The following is a 16,971-nucleotide window of genomic DNA, read 5'->3' on the forward strand; positions in this document are numbered from 1 at the left end:
GTATTGCGAGAAGCGCTTAGACGTTGAACAGGAAGTTCAGTACGTCGCCGTCCTTGACGACGTAGTCCTTGCCTTCGGCGCGCATCTTGCCGGCTTCCTTGGCGCCCGCTTCGCCCCTGTAGGCAATGAAGTCATCGTAAGCGATGGTCTGCGCACGGATGAAGCCGCGCTCGAAGTCGGTGTGGATCACACCTGCCGCCTGCGGCGCGGTGTCGCCGACGTGGATCGTCCAGGCGCGCACTTCCTTCACTCCGGCGGTGAAGTAGGTCTGCAGGCCGAGCAGTGTATAACCGGCACGGATCAGGCGGTCGAGTCCGGGTTCCTCGAGCCCCATGGACGCGAGGAAGTCCAGCTTGTCGGCGTCGTCGAGATCGGCGATTTCCGCTTCGATCGCCGCGCACAGCGCCACCACCTGGGCGCCTTCGGCTGCCGCATGTTCGCGCACGGCGTCCAGATGCGGGTTGTTCTCGAAGCCGTCCTCGGCGACGTTCGCGGCGTACAGCACCGGCTTCGCGGTGATCAGGCACAGGGGTTTGAGGCTCGCCCACTCGTCCTTGCCGAGGTCGAGCGCACGCACCGGTTTCGCTTCATTGAGCTGAGCGAGACATTTCTCCAGCACCGCGACAAGGACCTTTGCTTCCTTGTCGCCTGCCGCCGCCGGACGCTTGTAGCGGTTGATGGCTTTCTCCACCGTGGCCATGTCGGCGAGCGCGAGTTCGGTGTCGATGATTTCAATGTCGCGGAGCGGATCGACGCTGCCGGAAACGTGTACCACGTTGTCGTCGGCGAAGCAGCGCACGACATGCACGATCGCGTCGGTTTCGCGGATGTTGGCGAGGAACTGGTTGCCCAGTCCTTCACCCTTCGAGGCTCCGGCGACGAGACCGGCGATGTCGACGAACTCGACGATGGCCGGTTGTACCTTCTGCGGCTTGACGATTTCGGACAGCGCAGCGAGGCGCGGATCCGGCACTTCGACGATGCCGACGTTGGGCTCGATGGTGCAGAACGGATAGTTGGCCGCTTCGATGCCGGCTTTGGTGAGGGCGTTGAACAGGGTCGACTTGCCGACGTTCGGCAGGCCGACGATTCCGCATTTGAGGCTCATGGGCGCGATTCGTCCTTGGGTTTTGCCGGCTTCGGCGCGGCCGGGCGGGCATTGAGTCGGGTGGTGGCGGCGTTCCAGTCACCGCGGGCGATCGTCGGCCAGGTGGCCAGCGCGCGATCGAGTGCTTCGTCGATCAGCGACTGCTCCTCGCGGCGCGCGGGTTTCAGCACGAAGTTGACCACTTCGTTGCGGTCGCCCGGATGGCCGATGCCGATGCGCAGGCGCCAGTAGTCGTTGGTGTTCAGATGCGCGGAAGTGTCCTTGAGCCCGTTGTGGCCACCCAGTCCGCCGCCGAATTTCAGACGCAACTGGCCGGGCGGAATGTCGAGTTCGTCATGCACGACGAGGATCTCGGCTGGCGCGATACGGTAGAAACGTGCCAGTGCGCCGACGGCCTGACCCGAGCGGTTCATGAAGGTCTGTGGCATCAGCAGCCACACGCCGGCATCGCGCGCATTGGCCACCAGGCCGTGGAAGCGGGATTCGTGGTTGAAACGCACGCCGAGCTTGTCGGCGAGGCGCTCACAAAACCAAAACCCGGCGTTGTGCCGGGTTTCGGTGTATTCGGCGCCGGGATTACCGAGGCCGACAATCAGACGCGGTGCTACGGCGGTCATCGTGTCGGTGTCTCCGTCATCCCGGCTTGCAGCAACCCGAGGCAGGGCCTCAGGCAGCGGCGCCTTCGGCGGCTTCGTCAGTGGCAGCGCCCTTGACGGTCAGCGCGGTCGCCACAACCGGGTCGCCTTCGCCGTGCTGGGCGAGTTCGACGCCTTCCGGCAACGTGAGCTGCGAAACGTGCATCGACTGACCCGCTTCCAGATCCTTCAGGTCGACTTCGACGTACTCGGGCAAATTGGCCGGCAGGCACTGCACGTCGAGTTCGGTAATCGTGTGCGAGATCATGCAGCCGCCGAGCTTGACCGCCGGGTTAGTGTCGCCGTTGATGAAGTGCAGCGGCACCTTCAGGTGGATCTTCTGGTTCGCGTCGACGCGCTGAAAGTCCAGGTGCAGCACTTGCTGGCGGAACGGATGCCATTGGGTGTCGCGCAGCAGGACGGCCTGCTTGGCGCCTTCAACGTCGACCGACAGAATCGAAGCGTGGAAAGCTTCCTTCTTGAGCAGGTGGTAGAGCTCGTTGTGGTCCAGAGTGATCGCCTGGGCGTCGGTGTCGGCGCCGTAGATGATGCCCGGGATCTGGCCAGCGCGACGCAGGCGGCGGCTCGCACCCGTGCCCTGTTCCACGCGCTTGGTGGCCTTGAATACGATTTGCATTGTGATACTCCTGGTTGAAACGATCCGTCCGCGACCAGACGGATGGGTTGAGCCCCCGGCACACGCTCGGGGCGAAATTTCATTCCATGAACAGCGAGCTGACCGACTCTTCGTTGCTGATGCGCAGCACCGTGTCGGCCAGCAGCGAGGCAACGGACACCTGGCGGATGCGCGAACAGGCCTTGGCGTCCTCGCGCAGCGGAATGGTGTCGGTGACGACCAGTTCGTCGAGGTCGGAATCGGCGATGCGTGCGGCCGCCGAGCCCGACAGCACCGCATGGGTGCAGTAGGACAGGACGCGGCGGGCGCCATGTTCCTTGAGTGCGGTGGCGGCCTTGCACAGGGTGCCGGCGGTGTCGACGATGTCATCCATGATGACGCAGGTGCGGTCCTTGACCTCGCCGATGATGTTCATCACTTCGGAGACGTTGGCCTTGGGACGGCGCTTGTCGATGATCGCCAGGTCGCACTCCATGCGCTTGGCGAATGCGCGGGCGCGCACCACGCCGCCAACGTCGGGCGAGACGACCAGCAGATCGTCGTATTTCTGCTTGTCCAGGTCGGCCAGCAGCACCGGCGCGGCGTATACGTTATCGACCGCGATATCGAAGAAGCCCTGGATCTGGTCGGCGTGCAGGTCCATCGTCAGCAGGCGTTGAACGCCCACGGCCTGCAGCATGTTGGCGACGACCTTGGCGGTGATCGGCACGCGGGCCGAGCGCGGACGGCGGTCCTGGCGAGCGTAGCCGAAGTAGGGAATCGCTGCGGTGATGCGTCCGGCCGACGCACGTTTCAGCGCATCGACGAGCACCAGCAGTTCCATCAGATTTTCGTTGGTCGGCGAACAGGTCGGCTGCAGGACGAAGACGTCCTTGCCCCGCACGTTCTCGAGCAACTCGATATTGACTTCGCCGTCGGAGAAGCGACCCACCGTGGCCGAACCGATGGAAATGCCCAGTCTGCGCACGACATCCGCCGCGAGTTTGGGGTTGGCGTTGCCGGTGAAGACCATCAGGCTGCCGTAGGCCATGTCCGAATCTCCGATGCCGATAGGATGGCGGCGATAAAAACGACTCGGGCAGGCGCGCGGCCTGCCCGGTTTTGTTGGCTGGGGAAGAAGGATTCGAACCTTCGAATGCCGGAATCAAAATCCGGTGCCTTGACCAACTTGGCGACTCCCCAATGAAACCTTTTTCGCCCGCTCAATCGATCCAGCCGCTCAACGGATGTTGCGCCAGACTCTTTGCTTTCCAGGCCCGCAGCGGTGCGGGGCAGGATTGCACGACGTCGTTCGCTTCCATCTCGCTGGCAAGCTCGGCAAACACGCAGGCGCCTGATCCGGTCATCCGCGCGGGCGCATACTGCGCCAGCCAATCGATTGCTGCACCAATCTCCGGGTACCGGCTGCAGGCTACTGATTGCAGATCGTTCCGGGTGGTGCTTGCTGCGAAGTCCGTTATTTTCATGGGTTCGGTATCGCGCGTCAAGTCCTTCGCAGCGAAAATTTCTGCGGTGGGTACCGTGACGGGGGGCGCCACGATGACGTACCACGTCGGCGGTAGCGTCAGCGCCTGCAGTTTTTCGCCCACTCCCTCAGCGAACGCATCACTCCCGAAAATGAAGAACGGGACATCCGCGCCCAGTTGCAGGCCCAGGGCTGCGAGCGCCGCGCGGTTGAGCCCGGTGTGCCACAGCCGGTTGAGGGCGATCAGCGTGGTTGCGGCATCGGAGCTGCCGCCGCCGAGTCCGCCACCCATCGGCAGCTGCTTGTCGATCGCGATGTCGGCGCCGAGCCGGCAACCGCTGGCCTGCTGCAGGAGTCGCGCCGCGCGAACGACCAGATCCTGATCCTCGGGCACGCCGGGAACATCGCCCAGGCGATGGACTTCACTGTCCCCGCGCAGCGCGAAGGACAAGCTGTCGCCCCAGTCGAGCAGACGGAATGCGGTCTGCAGCAGGTGGTAGCCGTCGGCGCGGCGTCCGATGACGTGCAGGAACAGGTTGAGCTTGGCCGGCGCCGGGCAGTGGTCGAGGCGGGTCAGGGTAGGGGTGTCCATTGGTCGATGATCAGACGGATGCGGGCCTCACCCCAGGCGGCGTCGATGCGGCGCGGTGGGGCGTCGGCAGTGTCGCCGGCGTATTCGGGATAGTCGATGATCCAGCCGGCGTCGGATACGCGGGCCGGACGGCCGGCGTCATCCAGGCTCAATACCCGGGCGCCGGCGCGCGGCGATGCCTGTACCCAGTGTTTCAGACCATCCAGCGGGGCGGAAACGCCAAGAAGTTGCGGCAGGATGGTGTTGGCGTCCTCGGCGTGCTGGGTGCGTCCGTCTGCGGTCAGCAGCGTCGCCCCCTTGGGCGTGCGCACGAGTTGCGCGACGATCTGGCCGAGCGGGCTATACACCGTCCATTCGTCCGATGCGGGGCCGTGGGTCCATGTCAGCGCGCCGCTGGCGCCGCGTTCGCCGTCGCTGGCCGAAAGGCGCCCTTCGAGTTCGAAGGCCTTTGCGTTGGGACGGGCGACCGCCGTGAGTTCGGGCGTTATGGGACGCACTGCGCAGCCCGACAGTGCGGTCGCGGCGAGGGTGGCGAGCAGCGCGCCGCGAACGGAGATGCGGCGCATCACTGACCGCGCAGGCGCTTGATGACGGCCTTCAGCGCGGTGTTGTCCGGGGACGCCTTCAAGGCTTCGTCCCAGATGCGCGCGGCATCCGTCTGGCGATTGAGGGCCCACAGGACCTCGCCAAGATGGGCGGCGATTTCGGGATCCTGCCGCATTCCGTATGCCCGTTCGAGGTGGTTCAGAGCACCGGGCAGGTCACTGCGGCGAAACCGCACCCAGCCCATGCTGTCGAGGATGAAGGGGTCGTTCGGGGTCAGCTCGAGTGCGCGCGCAATCAGTGTCTCCGCTTCGTCGAGGCGTTCGCCACGGTCGGCCAGCGAGTAGCCGAGCGCGTTGTAGGCGTGGGCATGGTCAGGCTGCAAGGCGATCAGCTTGCGCAGGCGCCCTTCCATGACGTCCAGCCTGCCGAGGCTCTCGGCCAGCATCGATGACTCGTACAGCAGGTCGCTGTCGTCCGGACTCTTGCGTAGCGCCTCGTCGATCAGCGCGAACGCGTCCGCCTGATGCCCGGCGCTGCGCAGTAATTGGGATTCCGCCAGCAGCAGCCGCTTGCGGTCGTCGCCATCGACCTTGACCGACTGGAGATGTTCGCGGGCCTCTTTCAGCTTGCCTTGTCGGACGAGTACGGTGGCGACGCGCAGTTGCGCGTCGAAATGCTGCGCACCCGGTTGCACGGCGCGATACCAACGCAGCGCGCCGTCCGGGTCGTTGCGACGTTCCGCGATCTGCCCGAGATTGAGCCGGATGCCGTCAGCTTCCGGATGGCCCGCCTGGAGTGCACGTTCGAGTTGCGTGACCGCCGTGTCGTAGTCGTCGAGTTGTGCCGACAGCAGTCCGACGGCGTACATCAGCTCGCGGTCGTCCGGTGCGGCTTCGAGCAGGCTGCGGAATTCGCTGCGCGCGGCGTCGAACTGCCGTGAGGACACCAGTGCCCGGGCATGGGCGAGACGCGCATTGCGACTTTCGGGGTGGCGTTCGAGGTAGCCTTTGACCAGCTGCATGGCCTCCTGCATCGCACCCGATTGCGACATCAGTTGTGCCTTGAACAGGACGGCCGGTTCCCAATCCGGGCGCAGGCGGAGGGCGGTTTCGATGGCCGCGAGCGACTCCATCGTGTCGGCGGCTGCGACGGCCGCCTGGGCGCGCGCGAAGTGAGCCTCGGGGCGCTCAGTGTAGGGTTCCGTCAGCCGGGCGATGATGGTTTTGACGGCCTGCTTGTCCTCCACCCGTGCGAAGGCGCGATTCAATCCCATCAGGTGGTTTTCGATATGCTCGGGGGACTGGGCCAGCAGGCGCGCGAGCTGGTTCTGCACCTGTTCGAGCTGGCCGTCTCCACCTGCCAGCAGGCCGGACAGGACACGGCGGGCCTCGTCCGATGACGGGTCGGCTTCGGTCCAGATCCGCGCCGCTTCGATGGCGGCGGGCATGTTGCGTGCGAACAGCGAAATTTCCACCGCGCGGCGCGCGATGCGTGGATCACGGGTGCGCTGTGCCAGATCGATGTAAGCCTGTACGGAAATGCCGATTTCACCGCGCGCACCGGCGATTTCTGCGAGCAGGAAGGTGTACAGCGTGCGCGCGGTGAGGGCCTGCTCCGGCAGGGCCGTTGTTTCCGGCGGCTTCTCTGCGGCGGGCGCCGTCTGCGCCACGGCGGGAAATGCCAGCGCGATGGCCAGACCGAGGCCGGTGGTAAGCGAGGAAAAGGTGCGATTCATTTGTGTTGGCCCAGAGGGGAATTGCGCGAAACTTCAAACCGGCCCTGCGGTCGTGTCTGACGTATGCTTTTGCTGCAGTGCGTTGGCGGTCGTCCGTTAGAAGGGCTGAATGCAATTGCGTTCGCCCGATGTTATGCAGTTTCGCCATGCGTGGGCAAGCGCGCCGCACCGTATTGCTGCGCTGGATCGTTCCCGAGAGTGTGCCGAATGCCTGAATTGCCCGAAGTGGAAACCACCTGCCGGGGTATTCGCCCGGTCGTTAGCGGCCAGATCCTGACCGCCGTGCGCGTGCGCAACGCGCGTCTGCGCCTGCCGGTGCCGGACGACCTCGGCGTACGTGCCGCCGGCAGTCAGTTGCAGGCGGTGCGGCGGCGCGCCAAGTATCTGCTGCTCGACTTTCCGGCAGGCAGCGTGATCGTGCATCTGGGCATGTCCGGCAGCCTCCGGGTCGTCGACAGCGATCAGCCGCCTGGCGCACACGACCACGTGGATCTGGTGTTTGGCGAACATGCGCTGCGTCTGCGCGATCCGCGACGTTTCGGTCTGGTGGTGTGGCAGGCCGGCGATGCCCTGGCGCATCCGCTGCTCGCGGGGCTGGGAATGGAGCCGCTGGAGGACGAATTTACCGGGCGCTGGTTGCGCCAGGCCCTGCAGGGGGTGCGTGCCCCGATCAAACAGGCCCTGATGGATGGCCGTCGCGTCGTCGGTGTCGGCAACATCTATGCGTCGGAAAGCCTGTTCCGTGCGCGCATCCATCCGCTTGGGCCAGCGGGTGAGGTCGGGCCGCGGCGCATCGAACGCCTTGTCGCGGCGGTGCGCGAAACCCTGCAACTGGCGATCGCGGCGGGCGGCAGTAGTCTGCGCGACTTTGTTGGCGGCGACGGCCGCAAGGGCTACTTCCAGCAGGACTATTTCGTCTACGGCCGCGAAGGCATGCCGTGCAGGGTGTGTGCGACACCGGTGCGGCGGGTGGTATGCGGTCAGCGGTCGACCTTCTACTGCCCGCGCTGCCAGCGCCTGTGAAGGCTGCGGTCTTGCGCCGGCGCGCGCGTGCTGCGGCGATGCGGGCTTCGCGCCGGTCGTGAGCAGTGCACCATGGCCGACCCCTTGTTTTCACGCATTGGAGGGCGCGGCAATCGGCGCTATGCTGATGCCGTTTGAAACCATTGCACTGCCGGCAGCCGGACGTGCGCGAACGAGACCCTCATGACTCTTCTGGATCAGTTTTCAGCCTATAGCCAATGGCGTGCTGGCGCGGCTTCGGCGGTCGGACGCCTGCGGCAGTGGCTGTCGCGCAACGAAATCGGCGACGTCCAGGGCGATCTGCGCCTGCAGTACGTACTCGAGCGTCTGCGCGACGACAAGCTGACCGTGGCGTTCGTCGCGGAGTTCTCGCGCGGCAAGTCCGAGCTGATCAATGCGATCTTCTTCTCGGATTACGGCGACCGGGTGCTGCCGTCGAGCGCCGGACGCACGACGATGTGCCCGACCGAGCTGAAATGGAGCCCCGGGGCGCGCGCCGAGATCCGCATGCTGTCGATCCGCACGCGCGCGACGCACGCCAGTGTCACCGAGCTCAAGCAGTTTCCCGAAGAATGGCTGGTGCTGCCGCTCGACGCGGGCTCCGTCGCCAGCTTGCAGCAGGCCTTTTCGCGTGTCGGCGAAACCGAGCGTGTGGCGCCCGAGGAGGCGGGGCGCTTCGGCTTCGAAGTCGATGCGAAGGGCGAGACCGGACTCAAGCCGGGTGCTGACGGGCTGGTCGAGATTCCGAGCTGGCGCCATGCGGTGATCCAGTTTCCGCATCCGCTGCTCGAACAGGGGCTGGTGGTGCTGGATACGCCGGGACTCAACGCGATTGGTGCCGAACCCGAATTGACTCTGTCGCTGCTGCCCAACGCGCACGCGGTGCTGTTCGTGCTGGCGGCCGATACGGGTGTGACGCAGAGTGATCTGGCGGTGTGGCGCGAATATGTGCACGCGGGCCAGAATCGCCAGAAGGGCCGGCTCGTCGTGCTCAACAAGATCGACGGGTTGTGGGACGGGCTGCGCGACGAGGCCCAGATCGAAAGCGAAATCGCGCGTCAGGTGCATTCGGTCGCCGAAACGCTGGAGGTGCCGAGTAGCAGCGTGTTCCCGGTGTCGGCGCAAAAGGGGCTGGTCGGGCGTATCGGCGGCGATGCGGCGCTCGTCGAGCGCAGCCGGCTGGGCGAACTCGAGCGTGCGCTGACGCAGGATCTGTTGCCGACCAAGCAGGAGATCGTGCGCGAAAGCACATTGGTCGAAACCGACGACCTCGTCTTCCAGACGCGCGAAATCCTCAATGCGCGCCTGTCGGGCCTGCGCGAGCAATTGCAGGAACTGACCGATCTGCGCGGCAAGAACCAGAGCGTCATCGAGTACATGATGCGCAAGATCCGGTCCGAGAAGTCCGAGTTCGAGCAGGGGCTGCAGAAGTATTACGCGGTGCGCAGCGTGTTTTCGACGCTGACCAACAGCCTGCTCGGGCATCTGGGCATGGACGCGCTGCGCGACGAGACGCGGCGCACGCGCGAGGCGATGCTGGAGTCGACGTTCTCGAAAGGTCTGCGCCAGGCGATGGAGAGTTATTTTCAGCACCTGCGCCACAATCTGGCGCGTTCCTCCGACGAAATTGCCGAGATCACGCGCATGCTCGACAGCATGTACAGGCGCTTCAGCGTCGAGCACGGGCTCAAGCTGACCGCGCCCGAAGCGTTCTCGACCCTGCGCTACGAGCGCGAACTGGAGCGGCTGGAGAAAGCCTTCAATCGCCAGATCAATTCCGCGCTGGTGCTGGTGACCACCGAGAAGCACACACTGACGCAGAAATTCTTCGAAACCGTGGCGGTCGAGGCGCGGCGCACCTTCGAAGTGGCCAATCGCGATGTCGAGCAGTGGCTGCGCGCGGTGATGTCGCCGCTGGAAACACAGGTGCGGGAATACCAGTTGCAACTCAAGCGCCGGCTGGAAAGCGTCAAGCGCATCCACCAGGCGACCGATACGCTGGAAGAGCGCGTCGCAGAGCTGGAGCAGGCGGAGACGGCGATGCTCGCGCAGCTCGACGAGCTGGTCGGATTGGAGACTGGAATTCGCGACGCATTGGGCGCGTGTGCGGCGGACGCATCCGACACGCAGGTCGAGTCCGCGCATCGGGCGGCCTGAGTAGCGATCGGGTATCGCAGCCGCCTGCGAGGCGGGAAGCAGTGGTAAACGATAAAGCGGACCTCAGGGTCCGCTTTATCGTTGTTGGCAAGGCAATGTCCGGCGCGCAGCGGCGATGGATGTCGCTCGCCGTCGGCGCGTCGCGCCTGCTCAGTCCTTCTTGCTGGTCAGGCGAACGAATTTTTCCATCAGCTGATCCTTCGTCTCGACGACATCCGGATTCAGCGGAATACAGTCGACCGGGCACACCTGCTGGCATTGCGGCTCGTCGAAGTGACCGACGCACTCGGTGCACTTGTTCGGGTCGATTTCGTAAATTTCATCCCCCTGGGAAATCGCGCCATTGGGGCATTCCGGCTCGCACACATCACAGTTGATGCATTCGTCCGTAATCATCAGAGCCATCTTTCAATCCCTCGTTATCGCTTCAAAGACACTTTTTGCAGCAGCCGCGCATTCACTGTCGGCTGCACGAACTTGCTGACATCTCCACCCAGGCGGGCGATTTCGCGCACCATCGTGGCGGAGATGAACATGTATTCGTCGGCCGGCGTCAGGAATACGGTTTCGACGTCCGGAAACAGCTTTCGGTTCATTCCGGCCATCTGGAACTCGTATTCGAAGTCGGAAACCGCCCGCAGGCCGCGCAGGATCAGCCGGGCATCCTTCACCCGCAGAAAATCCATCAGCAGCCCGTCGAATCCCGTGACTTCCACGTTCGGAAAGGGCGCAAGCACTTCCCGCGCGATCTCGACCCGCTCGTCAAGGGTAAAGATCGGCGCTTTGCCGTGGCTCTCGGCCACCGCCACCACCACTTTGTTGAACAGTAATGATGCGCGCCGCACGAGATCCTCATGCCCGCGCGTAAACGGATCGAACGTACCCGGGTAAATTGCCACCCCTTCCTTCATTCTTGCCTCCCTTGCAAGAGATGAAAATGCACCTGCCCGGCCTGGCCGCGTTTCGTCGTGTGCCATCCGGCCAGGCTCGTTACCGCTGCTTCAGACTCGGCGTAAAGCCACCCATCCGGCTTCAGAACCCGCTCCAGCATGGGTTCCAGCCGTTCGAGCCAGCCCTTGTTGTAGGGCGGATCGAGGAACACCACGTCGAACCTGTCTGAGGTGGTCTGCGCGAATTTTACCGCATCGCCGCGAATCATCTCTACTTGTGACGCGTGTAGGGTCATTGCGGCCTGTTTCAGTGCGCCATACGCGCGTGCGTCGGACTCGACAATGACGACTCGTGCCGCGCCGCGCGACGCCGCTTCGAAGCCGAGGATGCCCGAGCCGCCGAAGAGATCGAGGCAGGTGAGGCCGCTCAGATCCTGCCCCAGCCAGTTGAACACGGTTTCGCGCACCCGGTCGGGCGTCGGGCGCAGGCCGGGAACCTTGGCGACGTCGAGCAGGCGCGAGCGCCAGGCGCCGCCGACGATGCGTACCCGGCTCAATTGCCGTGACCCGCTTTCCCGGCGGCGGGGGGGGCGCCATTGCCGCTCGTGCCACCGGTGCCACCGGTGTCGCCGTCGCCGCCGGCGATCACGGTGACGAGGTTCTCATCTCGCACGCGCCGTGCGAAGGCGTCGCGGACAGCCTCCGCGGTGACTGCGGCAACGCGTTTCGGATAGGTCTCGAGCCAATCCAGCGGCAATTGGTAGAAACCGATCATCGCGACGTGATCGAGGATCTTGCGGTTCGAGTCGAGGCGCAGGCCGAAACCGTTGACGATGTTGTCGCGCGCCGCCTTGAGTTCCGTTGCGGTGGGCCCTTTGGCGACGAATTCGTCGAGCACCGCCTGGGTGACCTGCAGTGCTTCCTGCGCCTGGCTGCCGCGCGTCTGCAGGCCGATTTCGAACGGGCCGGCGACGCGCTGCGGCTGGAAGTAGCTGGAGACGCTGTAGGCGAAGCCGCGCTTTTCGCGTACTTCCTTGGTCAGGCGCGACACGAAGCCGCCGCCGCCGAGCACGTAGTTGCCGACCAGCAGCGGGAAGTAGTCGGGGTCGTCGCGGCTCATGCCGGGCATGCCGAGCAGGATGTGCGCCTGTGCCGACGGGTGGGCGATGCGCTCGGTGGTGCGCGCCGGAAGTTGCGGCTGGGCGAGCGGCGCGGCGGGCGTGCCGGCGGGCAGGCCTTCGGTAAGGCGCCTTGCGATCGCGTCGGCCTGGTCGCGGCTGACGTCGCCGACGACCGTCACGGCGGCGCTGCCGGCGGTGTAATAGGTGCGATGGAAGGCTTGCAGTTGCTCGCGCGTGATGCGCTGGAGCGACTCGACGGTGATGGAGCGGCCATACGGGTGCGTGCCGTAGATCGTTGCCATGAAGCGGCGCGCGGCCAGTGTGTCGGGGCGCGTGAGCGCCTCGCGCAGGCCGACGATGCTGCGGGCGCGTTCGCGTTCGAGTACGTCGGCGGGGAAGTCCGGCTTGGCGAGCAGGCGCGCGGCCAGCGCGATCGCGGCGTCGCGTTCGGTCGCGCTCGACAGTGTGCGTACCGACAGAGTGGCTTGGTCCATGTCGGCACCGCCGCCGATGCGTGCGCCGGTGTCGGCGATGCGTTCGGCGATTTCCTGCTCGTTGAGGCCGTCGGCGCCGGCGTCGAGCAGGCCGCGCGTGAGGCTTGCAACGCCGGCGCTATCCTGCGGGTCGAAGGCGCTGCCGGCGGGGAAGGAGATCTGGATGTCGACGAGCGGTAGCGCATGGCTTTCGACGAAATACACGCGTGTGCCGGTCGCGGTGTTCCAGTGCTGGATGTCGGGGCCGGCGGCCGTGGCGTGGAAGCTCACCAGGGGGCTCAGCAACGCGGTCAGTGCAGCCAGTGTGCGGAAGGAGTGGATACGGAAGGGAATCATGGCCTTGATATGCATGTCAGTGCCTCATCGCGGGCATCGTGGCGCGCGGCTTTGCGTCGGCGGGTAGCGGCAGCGGGTCGAGCTGCGCGCGGGTAAGAGTGGTGTCGGTGAAGTACTTGCGTGCGACCGCCTGCACGTCGTCGGCAGAGACGCGGCGGATGCCTTCGAGCAGCTTGGCGTCATCGCGCCACGACAGGCCGGTCGCTTCGAGGAAGCCGATTTCCATCGCCTGGCCCATCAGCGAGTCGCGCTTGTATACCTGGCCGGCGAGCGTCTGGGTCTTGACGCGGCGCAGTTCGTCCTCGGCGACGCCGTCCTTCTGGATGCGTTCGATTTCGGCGCGCAGCGCGGCTTCGACGTCGGCAACGGTCTTGCCGGCAGCCGGTGAGCCGTCGAGCGTGAACAGCGAGGGGCCGCGGCCGCTGCCGTCGTAGCCGGCGCCGACCGACACCGCGACCTGGCTTTCGCGCACCAGCCGGCGCGTCAGGCGCGCACCGTCGTAGCCGTCGAGCACCGCGGCGAGCACCTTGAGGGCATGGACATCGCGGTCGGCGTCGGGGTTGCGCAGGCTCGGCGCCTGCCAGGCGAGCGCCACGTAGGGCAGATCCGCAGGGGCCTTGACGACGGTTTCGCGCGGGCCGCGCTGCTCGGGCTCGGCGGTGATGCGCCGTGCCGGCAGCGGACGCGCCTTGATCGGGCCGTAGTGCTTGCGTGCCATTTCGAACACGGTCTTGTGATCGACGTCGCCGACGACGACGAGGCGGGCGTTGTTGGGCGTGTACCAGTGCTTGTGCCAGGCGCGCGCGTCGGCAGCGGTCATGGTGTCGAGGTCGGTCATCCAGCCGATGATCGGGCGCCGGTAGGGATGGGCCTGGAAAGCGGTTGCCGACAGTTGCTCATACACCAGTGCGCGCGGCTGGTCGTCGGTGCGCAGGCGCCGTTCTTCCTTGACCACCTCGAGTTCCGGCTTGAAATTCGCGTCGCTGATCTTCAGGTTGATCATGCGATCGGCTTCGAGCTGCATCATGTCGGCGAGGCGCGAGGACGGGATCTGCTGGAAGTAGGCGGTGTAGTCGTGCGACGTGAAGGCGTTGTCACGCCCGCCGACGGCCGCGACGCGCTTGTTGAACTCGCCCGGGCCCACCTTCTCGGTGCCCTTGAACATCATGTGTTCGAGCATATGGGCGATACCGGACACGCCTTCGGGCTCGTCCATCGCACCGACGCCGTACCACAGCATGTGGACGACGGACGGCGCGCGGCGGTCTTCCTTGACGATGACTTTCATGCCGTTGGCGAGGGTGGTCTCGAACGGATTCGCGTGCAGCGGGCCGGCCCCGAGTGCGAGCGCAGCGACCAGCAGGGTGGTGCGGGGAAAGGTCTGGCGAAACATGGAGATGTCCTGCATCTGGTAGAATTGACGGTTCACGACGCCCGGTATCCGGGCAGCGGATTCAACGCGCAGCCGCATCTTAGCGTTATTGGGATTTCGGCGCCGCCCGAAGTTCGAACGTCACAAGAGACCCGAGTATCCATGTTTGGTTTCCTGAAAAAATCCGTAAAACCCGAACCGGCGGCAGAACCGGCCCGCGCGGCGGAGCCTGCCGCTGCCCCGGCCGCCGTCGAGGCGCTGCAGGACACGGCCGCCGCGCCTGTCGCAAAGCGCTCCTGGACCGAGCGCCTGAAGGCGGGCCTCAGCCGCACGCGCCAGCAGCTTGGGGGCGGTCTGGCGAGTTTGTTCGGCCTGCGCAAGATCGACGAGGATCTGCTCGAAGAGCTGGAAGCAACGCTGCTGATGGCCGATTGCGGCGTCGAGGCGACGCATCACCTGCTCGGCGAACTGCGCAAGCGCTGGAAGCGTGACAAGCTGGAAACCGCCGATCAGTTGCAGAAGGCGCTGGCGGAGGAGCTGCATGCGATCCTCGCGCCGCTCGAGCAGCCGCTCGACGTGTCCGGCCACATGCCCTACATCATCATGATTGCGGGGGTGAATGGTTCGGGCAAGACGACCTCGATCGGCAAGCTCGCGAAGTATTTCCAGTCGCAGGGCAAGAGCGTGCTGCTGGCGGCCGGTGACACCTTCCGTGCTGCTGCGCGCGAGCAATTGACGACCTGGGGCGAGCGCAACAACGTCACGGTGATCGCGCAGGACGGCGGCGATTCGGCGGCGGTGATCTTCGATGCGATCAACGCGGCCAAGGCGCGCCGCATCGACGTCGTGCTCGCCGACACCGCGGGACGCCTGCCGACGCAGCTGCACCTGATGGAAGAGATCGCCAAGGTGCGCCGCGTGATCGCGAAGGCTGACCCGAGCGGGCCGCACGAGGTGCTGCTGGTGCTCGACGCGAACATCGGCCAGAACGCGCTGGCGCAGGTCAAGGCCTTCGACAGCGCGATCGGCGTGACCGGGCTGGTCGTGACCAAGCTCGACGGTACCGCCAAGGGTGGCGTCATTGCCGCGATCGCGCGCCAGTTCCCACGCCCGCTGCGTTTCATCGGCGTCGGCGAGGGCATCGACGATCTGCAGCCCTTCCATGCGCGCGAGTTCGTCGATGCGCTGTTCGAGCCCTTGCCGGGTTCGGGAGCCGACGGCGCGGCATGATCGTCTTCGACGAAGTCGTCAAGCGTTACCCGGGCGGTTACACCGCGCTCGCCGGGGTCAGCTTCGAGATCCGCCATGGTGAATTGGCCGTGCTGTCAGGGCATTCCGGGGCGGGCAAGAGCACCTTGCTGAAACTGATCGCGGCGATCGAGCGGCCGACGTCGGGGGCGGTGAAGATCAATGGGCAGGACGTCTCCAGCCTGCGTCCGCGCGCAATTCCCTATCTGCGCCGCAATCTTGGGCTGGTGCTGCAGGAGAGCCGCCTGCTTTACGACCGCAAGGTGTTCGACAACGTGATGTTGCCGCTGGTCATCACCGGTCATCCGCCGCGCGATGCGGCCAAGCGGGTGGCGGCGGCACTGGAGCGTGTCGGACTGGCGGGGCGCGAGCGCGAGATGCCGGCGGGCCTTTCGGGAGGCGAGCAGCAGCGCGTCGCGATCGCGCGCGCGATCGTCAATCGTCCGTCGATCCTGATCGCCGATGAGCCGACCGCACATCTCGACACCGCCTACGCGGACGAGATCGCGAACCTGTTCAAATCCTTTAATGCGGCGGGGGTCACGGTGCTGGTGTCGACCCATGACGAGCGTCTGTTCGCGCAGCACAAACCGCGCCGGCTGGTGCTGGGCAAGGGGCTGCTGGTGGGGGACGCGGCATGAGCAATTGGTTCTATCTGCACGGCCGCGCGTTCGTCCAGGCGCTGTGGCGTCTGGGCTCGCAGCCGCTCGGCACCTTGCTGTCGGCGCTGGTCGTCGGTATCGCGTTGTCGCTGCCCGCGGCGGGTTACCTGTTGCTCGACAACGTCGCCTCGCTTGCGCGCGGCGTGTCGGGCGCGCCGGAAATCAGCGTGTTCATGGCGCAGGATGCGTCCGCGTCCGATATCGCGGCGTTCGAAAGGCGCCTGCGTGGCGATGCCGAACTGGCGGGCTATCGCCATGTGTCCAAGGACGAGGCCTTGCAGCAGCTCGAGCGCAGCGGCCTGGGCGACGTGCTCGGCGGGCTGACGAGCAATCCCTTGCCGGACGCCTTTATCGTCACGCCGCGCGGTGAGGACCCGGCGGTCTACGATGCCTTGCATGCGCGCTTTGCGGCATTGCCGGGGGTGGCTCATGTGCAGCTCGATTCGGCCTGGGTCAAGCGCCTGAACGCGCTGCTCGGGCTGGGGCGCTCTGCCGTGCTGCTGCTCGCGGCCCTGTTGGGCTTCGCGCTGGTGATCGTCACTTTCAACACCATCCGCCTGCAGATCCTGACGCAGCGTCACGAGATCGACGTCAGCCGCCTGCTCGGTGCGACCGACCCCTTCATCCGGCGGCCGTTCTACTGGTTCGGCAGTCTGCAGGGCCTGCTCGGCGGCGGCGTTGCGCTGGCGACGGTGTGGGCGACGGTGCACGCGCTGGGTGGGCCGGTCGCAAGTCTGGCCGAAACGTATGGCGCGGTGTTTGCGCTGAGCGGGCCGGGTCCGCGCGAGAGTGCGGCGATCCTCGGTTTCGCGGCCTTCCTCGGCTGGTTCGGCAGCGCGATCTCGGTGCGCCGTCATCTGGCCGAGCGCCTCAGTTGATCCCTGATCTGATACCTCGCGCCGGGCGAATGTCCCCGCTATAATCCCGCGCCCCAGTTGGGGTCAATTCAC

17 protein-coding genes and 1 tRNA gene are annotated in these 16,971 nt (G+C 65.7%); 5 read left to right on the forward strand and 13 right to left on the reverse strand.

Annotated elements, in window-relative coordinates:
• Positions 1-16: 16 nt before the first annotated feature.
• From ychF to GPA25_RS02405, 8 genes are all read right to left on the reverse strand, one after another.
• Positions 17-1,108 carry a redox-regulated ATPase YchF gene (gene ychF, locus GPA25_RS02370; protein WP_169258752.1) on the reverse strand — a complete coding sequence of 364 codons (1,092 nt, stop codon included), beginning with the start codon at positions 1,106-1,108 and terminating at the stop codon, positions 17-19.
• Positions 1,105-1,725: an aminoacyl-tRNA hydrolase gene (gene pth / locus GPA25_RS02375; RefSeq protein ID WP_169258753.1), complete on the reverse strand. Its 621-nt coding sequence runs from the start codon at positions 1,723-1,725 to the stop codon at positions 1,105-1,107. Before pth ends, ychF begins: the two co-directional genes overlap by 4 nt.
• A 49-nt stretch (positions 1,726-1,774) precedes the next feature.
• Complete coding sequence (locus tag GPA25_RS02380; RefSeq protein WP_169258754.1) at positions 1,775-2,380, reverse strand: 50S ribosomal protein L25/general stress protein Ctc; 606 nt, start codon at positions 2,378-2,380, stop codon at positions 1,775-1,777.
• Positions 2,381-2,459: 79 nt separating this feature from the next.
• On the reverse strand, positions 2,460-3,410 hold the full coding sequence (locus GPA25_RS02385) for a ribose-phosphate pyrophosphokinase (RefSeq protein WP_169258755.1): 951 nt from the start codon (positions 3,408-3,410) through the stop codon (positions 2,460-2,462).
• Between the two features lie 75 nt (positions 3,411-3,485).
• Positions 3,486-3,562: transfer RNA gene (locus GPA25_RS02390), tRNA-Gln, on the reverse strand.
• 20 nt (positions 3,563-3,582) lie between these two features.
• Positions 3,583-4,437: a 4-(cytidine 5'-diphospho)-2-C-methyl-D-erythritol kinase gene (gene ispE, locus GPA25_RS02395; protein ID WP_169258756.1), complete on the reverse strand. Its 855-nt coding sequence runs from the start codon at positions 4,435-4,437 to the stop codon at positions 3,583-3,585.
• Positions 4,419-5,003 (reverse strand): lipoprotein insertase outer membrane protein LolB, encoded by a 585-nt coding sequence (gene lolB, locus GPA25_RS02400; RefSeq protein ID WP_169258757.1) that lies wholly within the window; start codon positions 5,001-5,003, stop codon positions 4,419-4,421. The genes ispE and lolB overlap by 19 nt, the downstream gene beginning before the upstream one ends.
• Complete coding sequence (locus GPA25_RS02405; protein WP_169258758.1) at positions 5,003-6,718, reverse strand: tetratricopeptide repeat protein; 1,716 nt, start codon at positions 6,716-6,718, stop codon at positions 5,003-5,005. Before GPA25_RS02405 ends, lolB begins: the two co-directional genes overlap by 1 nt.
• A gap of 207 nt (positions 6,719-6,925) precedes the next feature.
• Between GPA25_RS02405 and mutM the strand changes: the two genes are divergently transcribed.
• The gene (mutM, locus tag GPA25_RS02410) at positions 6,926-7,741 is read left to right on the forward strand and encodes a bifunctional DNA-formamidopyrimidine glycosylase/DNA-(apurinic or apyrimidinic site) lyase (RefSeq protein WP_169258759.1); all 816 of its coding nucleotides are present in this window, start codon (positions 6,926-6,928) and stop codon (positions 7,739-7,741) included.
• A gap of 183 nt (positions 7,742-7,924) precedes the next feature.
• A complete protein-coding gene (locus GPA25_RS02415; protein ID WP_169258760.1) occupies positions 7,925-9,898 on the forward strand; it encodes a dynamin family protein in 1,974 nt (657 codons plus the stop codon).
• Positions 9,899-10,048: 150 nt separating this feature from the next.
• On the opposite strand, the gene GPA25_RS02420 is transcribed toward GPA25_RS02415, so the two are convergent.
• From GPA25_RS02420 to GPA25_RS02440, 5 genes are read right to left on the reverse strand one after another with little or no spacing between them, the layout of a single operon-like run.
• A complete protein-coding gene (locus GPA25_RS02420) occupies positions 10,049-10,303 on the reverse strand; it encodes a YfhL family 4Fe-4S dicluster ferredoxin (protein WP_169258761.1) in 255 nt (84 codons plus the stop codon).
• Between the two features lie 14 nt (positions 10,304-10,317).
• Complete coding sequence (coaD, locus tag GPA25_RS02425) at positions 10,318-10,809, reverse strand: pantetheine-phosphate adenylyltransferase (protein WP_169258762.1); 492 nt, start codon at positions 10,807-10,809, stop codon at positions 10,318-10,320.
• Positions 10,806-11,345, reverse strand: coding sequence for a 16S rRNA (guanine(966)-N(2))-methyltransferase RsmD (rsmD, locus tag GPA25_RS02430; RefSeq protein ID WP_169258763.1), 540 nt, complete (start codon positions 11,343-11,345; stop codon positions 10,806-10,808). Before rsmD ends, coaD begins: the two co-directional genes overlap by 4 nt.
• Positions 11,342-12,754 (reverse strand): M16 family metallopeptidase, encoded by a 1,413-nt coding sequence (locus GPA25_RS02435; RefSeq protein WP_169258764.1) that lies wholly within the window; start codon positions 12,752-12,754, stop codon positions 11,342-11,344. The genes rsmD and GPA25_RS02435 overlap by 4 nt, the downstream gene beginning before the upstream one ends.
• 1 nt (position 12,755) lies before the next feature.
• The gene (locus GPA25_RS02440) at positions 12,756-14,132 is read right to left on the reverse strand and encodes a M16 family metallopeptidase (RefSeq protein WP_169258911.1); all 1,377 of its coding nucleotides are present in this window, start codon (positions 14,130-14,132) and stop codon (positions 12,756-12,758) included.
• 141 nt (positions 14,133-14,273) lie between these two features.
• Between GPA25_RS02440 and ftsY the strand changes: the two genes are divergently transcribed.
• Genes ftsY through ftsX form a run of 3 tightly spaced genes read left to right on the forward strand, consistent with a single transcriptional unit; the run spans position 14,274 to position 16,899 of the window.
• Positions 14,274-15,341, forward strand: a complete 1,068-nt coding sequence (gene ftsY, locus GPA25_RS02445) for a signal recognition particle-docking protein FtsY (protein WP_169258765.1) — start codon at positions 14,274-14,276, stop codon at positions 15,339-15,341.
• Positions 15,338-16,000 carry a cell division ATP-binding protein FtsE gene (locus GPA25_RS02450; protein WP_169258766.1) on the forward strand — a complete coding sequence of 221 codons (663 nt, stop codon included), beginning with the start codon at positions 15,338-15,340 and terminating at the stop codon, positions 15,998-16,000. Before ftsY ends, GPA25_RS02450 begins: the two co-directional genes overlap by 4 nt.
• Positions 15,997-16,899 (forward strand): permease-like cell division protein FtsX, encoded by a 903-nt coding sequence (ftsX, locus tag GPA25_RS02455; protein WP_169258767.1) that lies wholly within the window; start codon positions 15,997-15,999, stop codon positions 16,897-16,899. The genes GPA25_RS02450 and ftsX overlap by 4 nt, the downstream gene beginning before the upstream one ends.
• The last annotated feature ends 72 nt before the right edge of the window (positions 16,900-16,971 follow it).

It is taken from the genome of Aromatoleum diolicum (assembly GCF_012910955.1).
In the GTDB taxonomy this organism is placed as follows: Bacteria; Pseudomonadota; Gammaproteobacteria; order Burkholderiales; family Rhodocyclaceae; genus Aromatoleum; species Aromatoleum diolicum.

Bases quoted from the DNA above. Each gene is read 5' to 3' on its own strand.
- ychF (WP_169258752.1), bottom strand. From the start codon at position 1,108: ATGAGCCTCAAATGCGGAATCGTCGGCCTGCCGAACGTCGGCAAGTCG.
- pth (WP_169258753.1), bottom strand. From the start codon at position 1,725: ATGACCGCCGTAGCACCGCGTCTGATTGTCGGCCTCGGTAATCCCGGC.
- GPA25_RS02380 (WP_169258754.1), bottom strand. From the start codon at position 2,380: ATGCAAATCGTATTCAAGGCCACCAAGCGCGTGGAACAGGGCACGGGT.
- GPA25_RS02385 (WP_169258755.1), bottom strand. From the start codon at position 3,410: ATGGCCTACGGCAGCCTGATGGTCTTCACCGGCAACGCCAACCCCAAA.
- ispE (WP_169258756.1), bottom strand. From the start codon at position 4,437: ATGGACACCCCTACCCTGACCCGCCTCGACCACTGCCCGGCGCCGGCC.
- lolB (WP_169258757.1), bottom strand. From the start codon at position 5,003: ATGCGCCGCATCTCCGTTCGCGGCGCGCTGCTCGCCACCCTCGCCGCG.
- GPA25_RS02405 (WP_169258758.1), bottom strand. From the start codon at position 6,718: ATGAATCGCACCTTTTCCTCGCTTACCACCGGCCTCGGTCTGGCCATC.
- mutM (WP_169258759.1), top strand. From the start codon at position 6,926: ATGCCTGAATTGCCCGAAGTGGAAACCACCTGCCGGGGTATTCGCCCG.
- GPA25_RS02415 (WP_169258760.1), top strand. From the start codon at position 7,925: ATGACTCTTCTGGATCAGTTTTCAGCCTATAGCCAATGGCGTGCTGGC.
- GPA25_RS02420 (WP_169258761.1), bottom strand. From the start codon at position 10,303: ATGGCTCTGATGATTACGGACGAATGCATCAACTGTGATGTGTGCGAG.
- coaD (WP_169258762.1), bottom strand. From the start codon at position 10,809: ATGAAGGAAGGGGTGGCAATTTACCCGGGTACGTTCGATCCGTTTACG.
- GPA25_RS02435 (WP_169258764.1), bottom strand. From the start codon at position 12,754: ATGCATATCAAGGCCATGATTCCCTTCCGTATCCACTCCTTCCGCACA.
- GPA25_RS02440 (WP_169258911.1), bottom strand. From the start codon at position 14,132: ATGTTTCGCCAGACCTTTCCCCGCACCACCCTGCTGGTCGCTGCGCTC.
- ftsY (WP_169258765.1), top strand. From the start codon at position 14,274: ATGTTTGGTTTCCTGAAAAAATCCGTAAAACCCGAACCGGCGGCAGAA.
- GPA25_RS02450 (WP_169258766.1), top strand. From the start codon at position 15,338: ATGATCGTCTTCGACGAAGTCGTCAAGCGTTACCCGGGCGGTTACACC.
- ftsX (WP_169258767.1), top strand. From the start codon at position 15,997: ATGAGCAATTGGTTCTATCTGCACGGCCGCGCGTTCGTCCAGGCGCTG.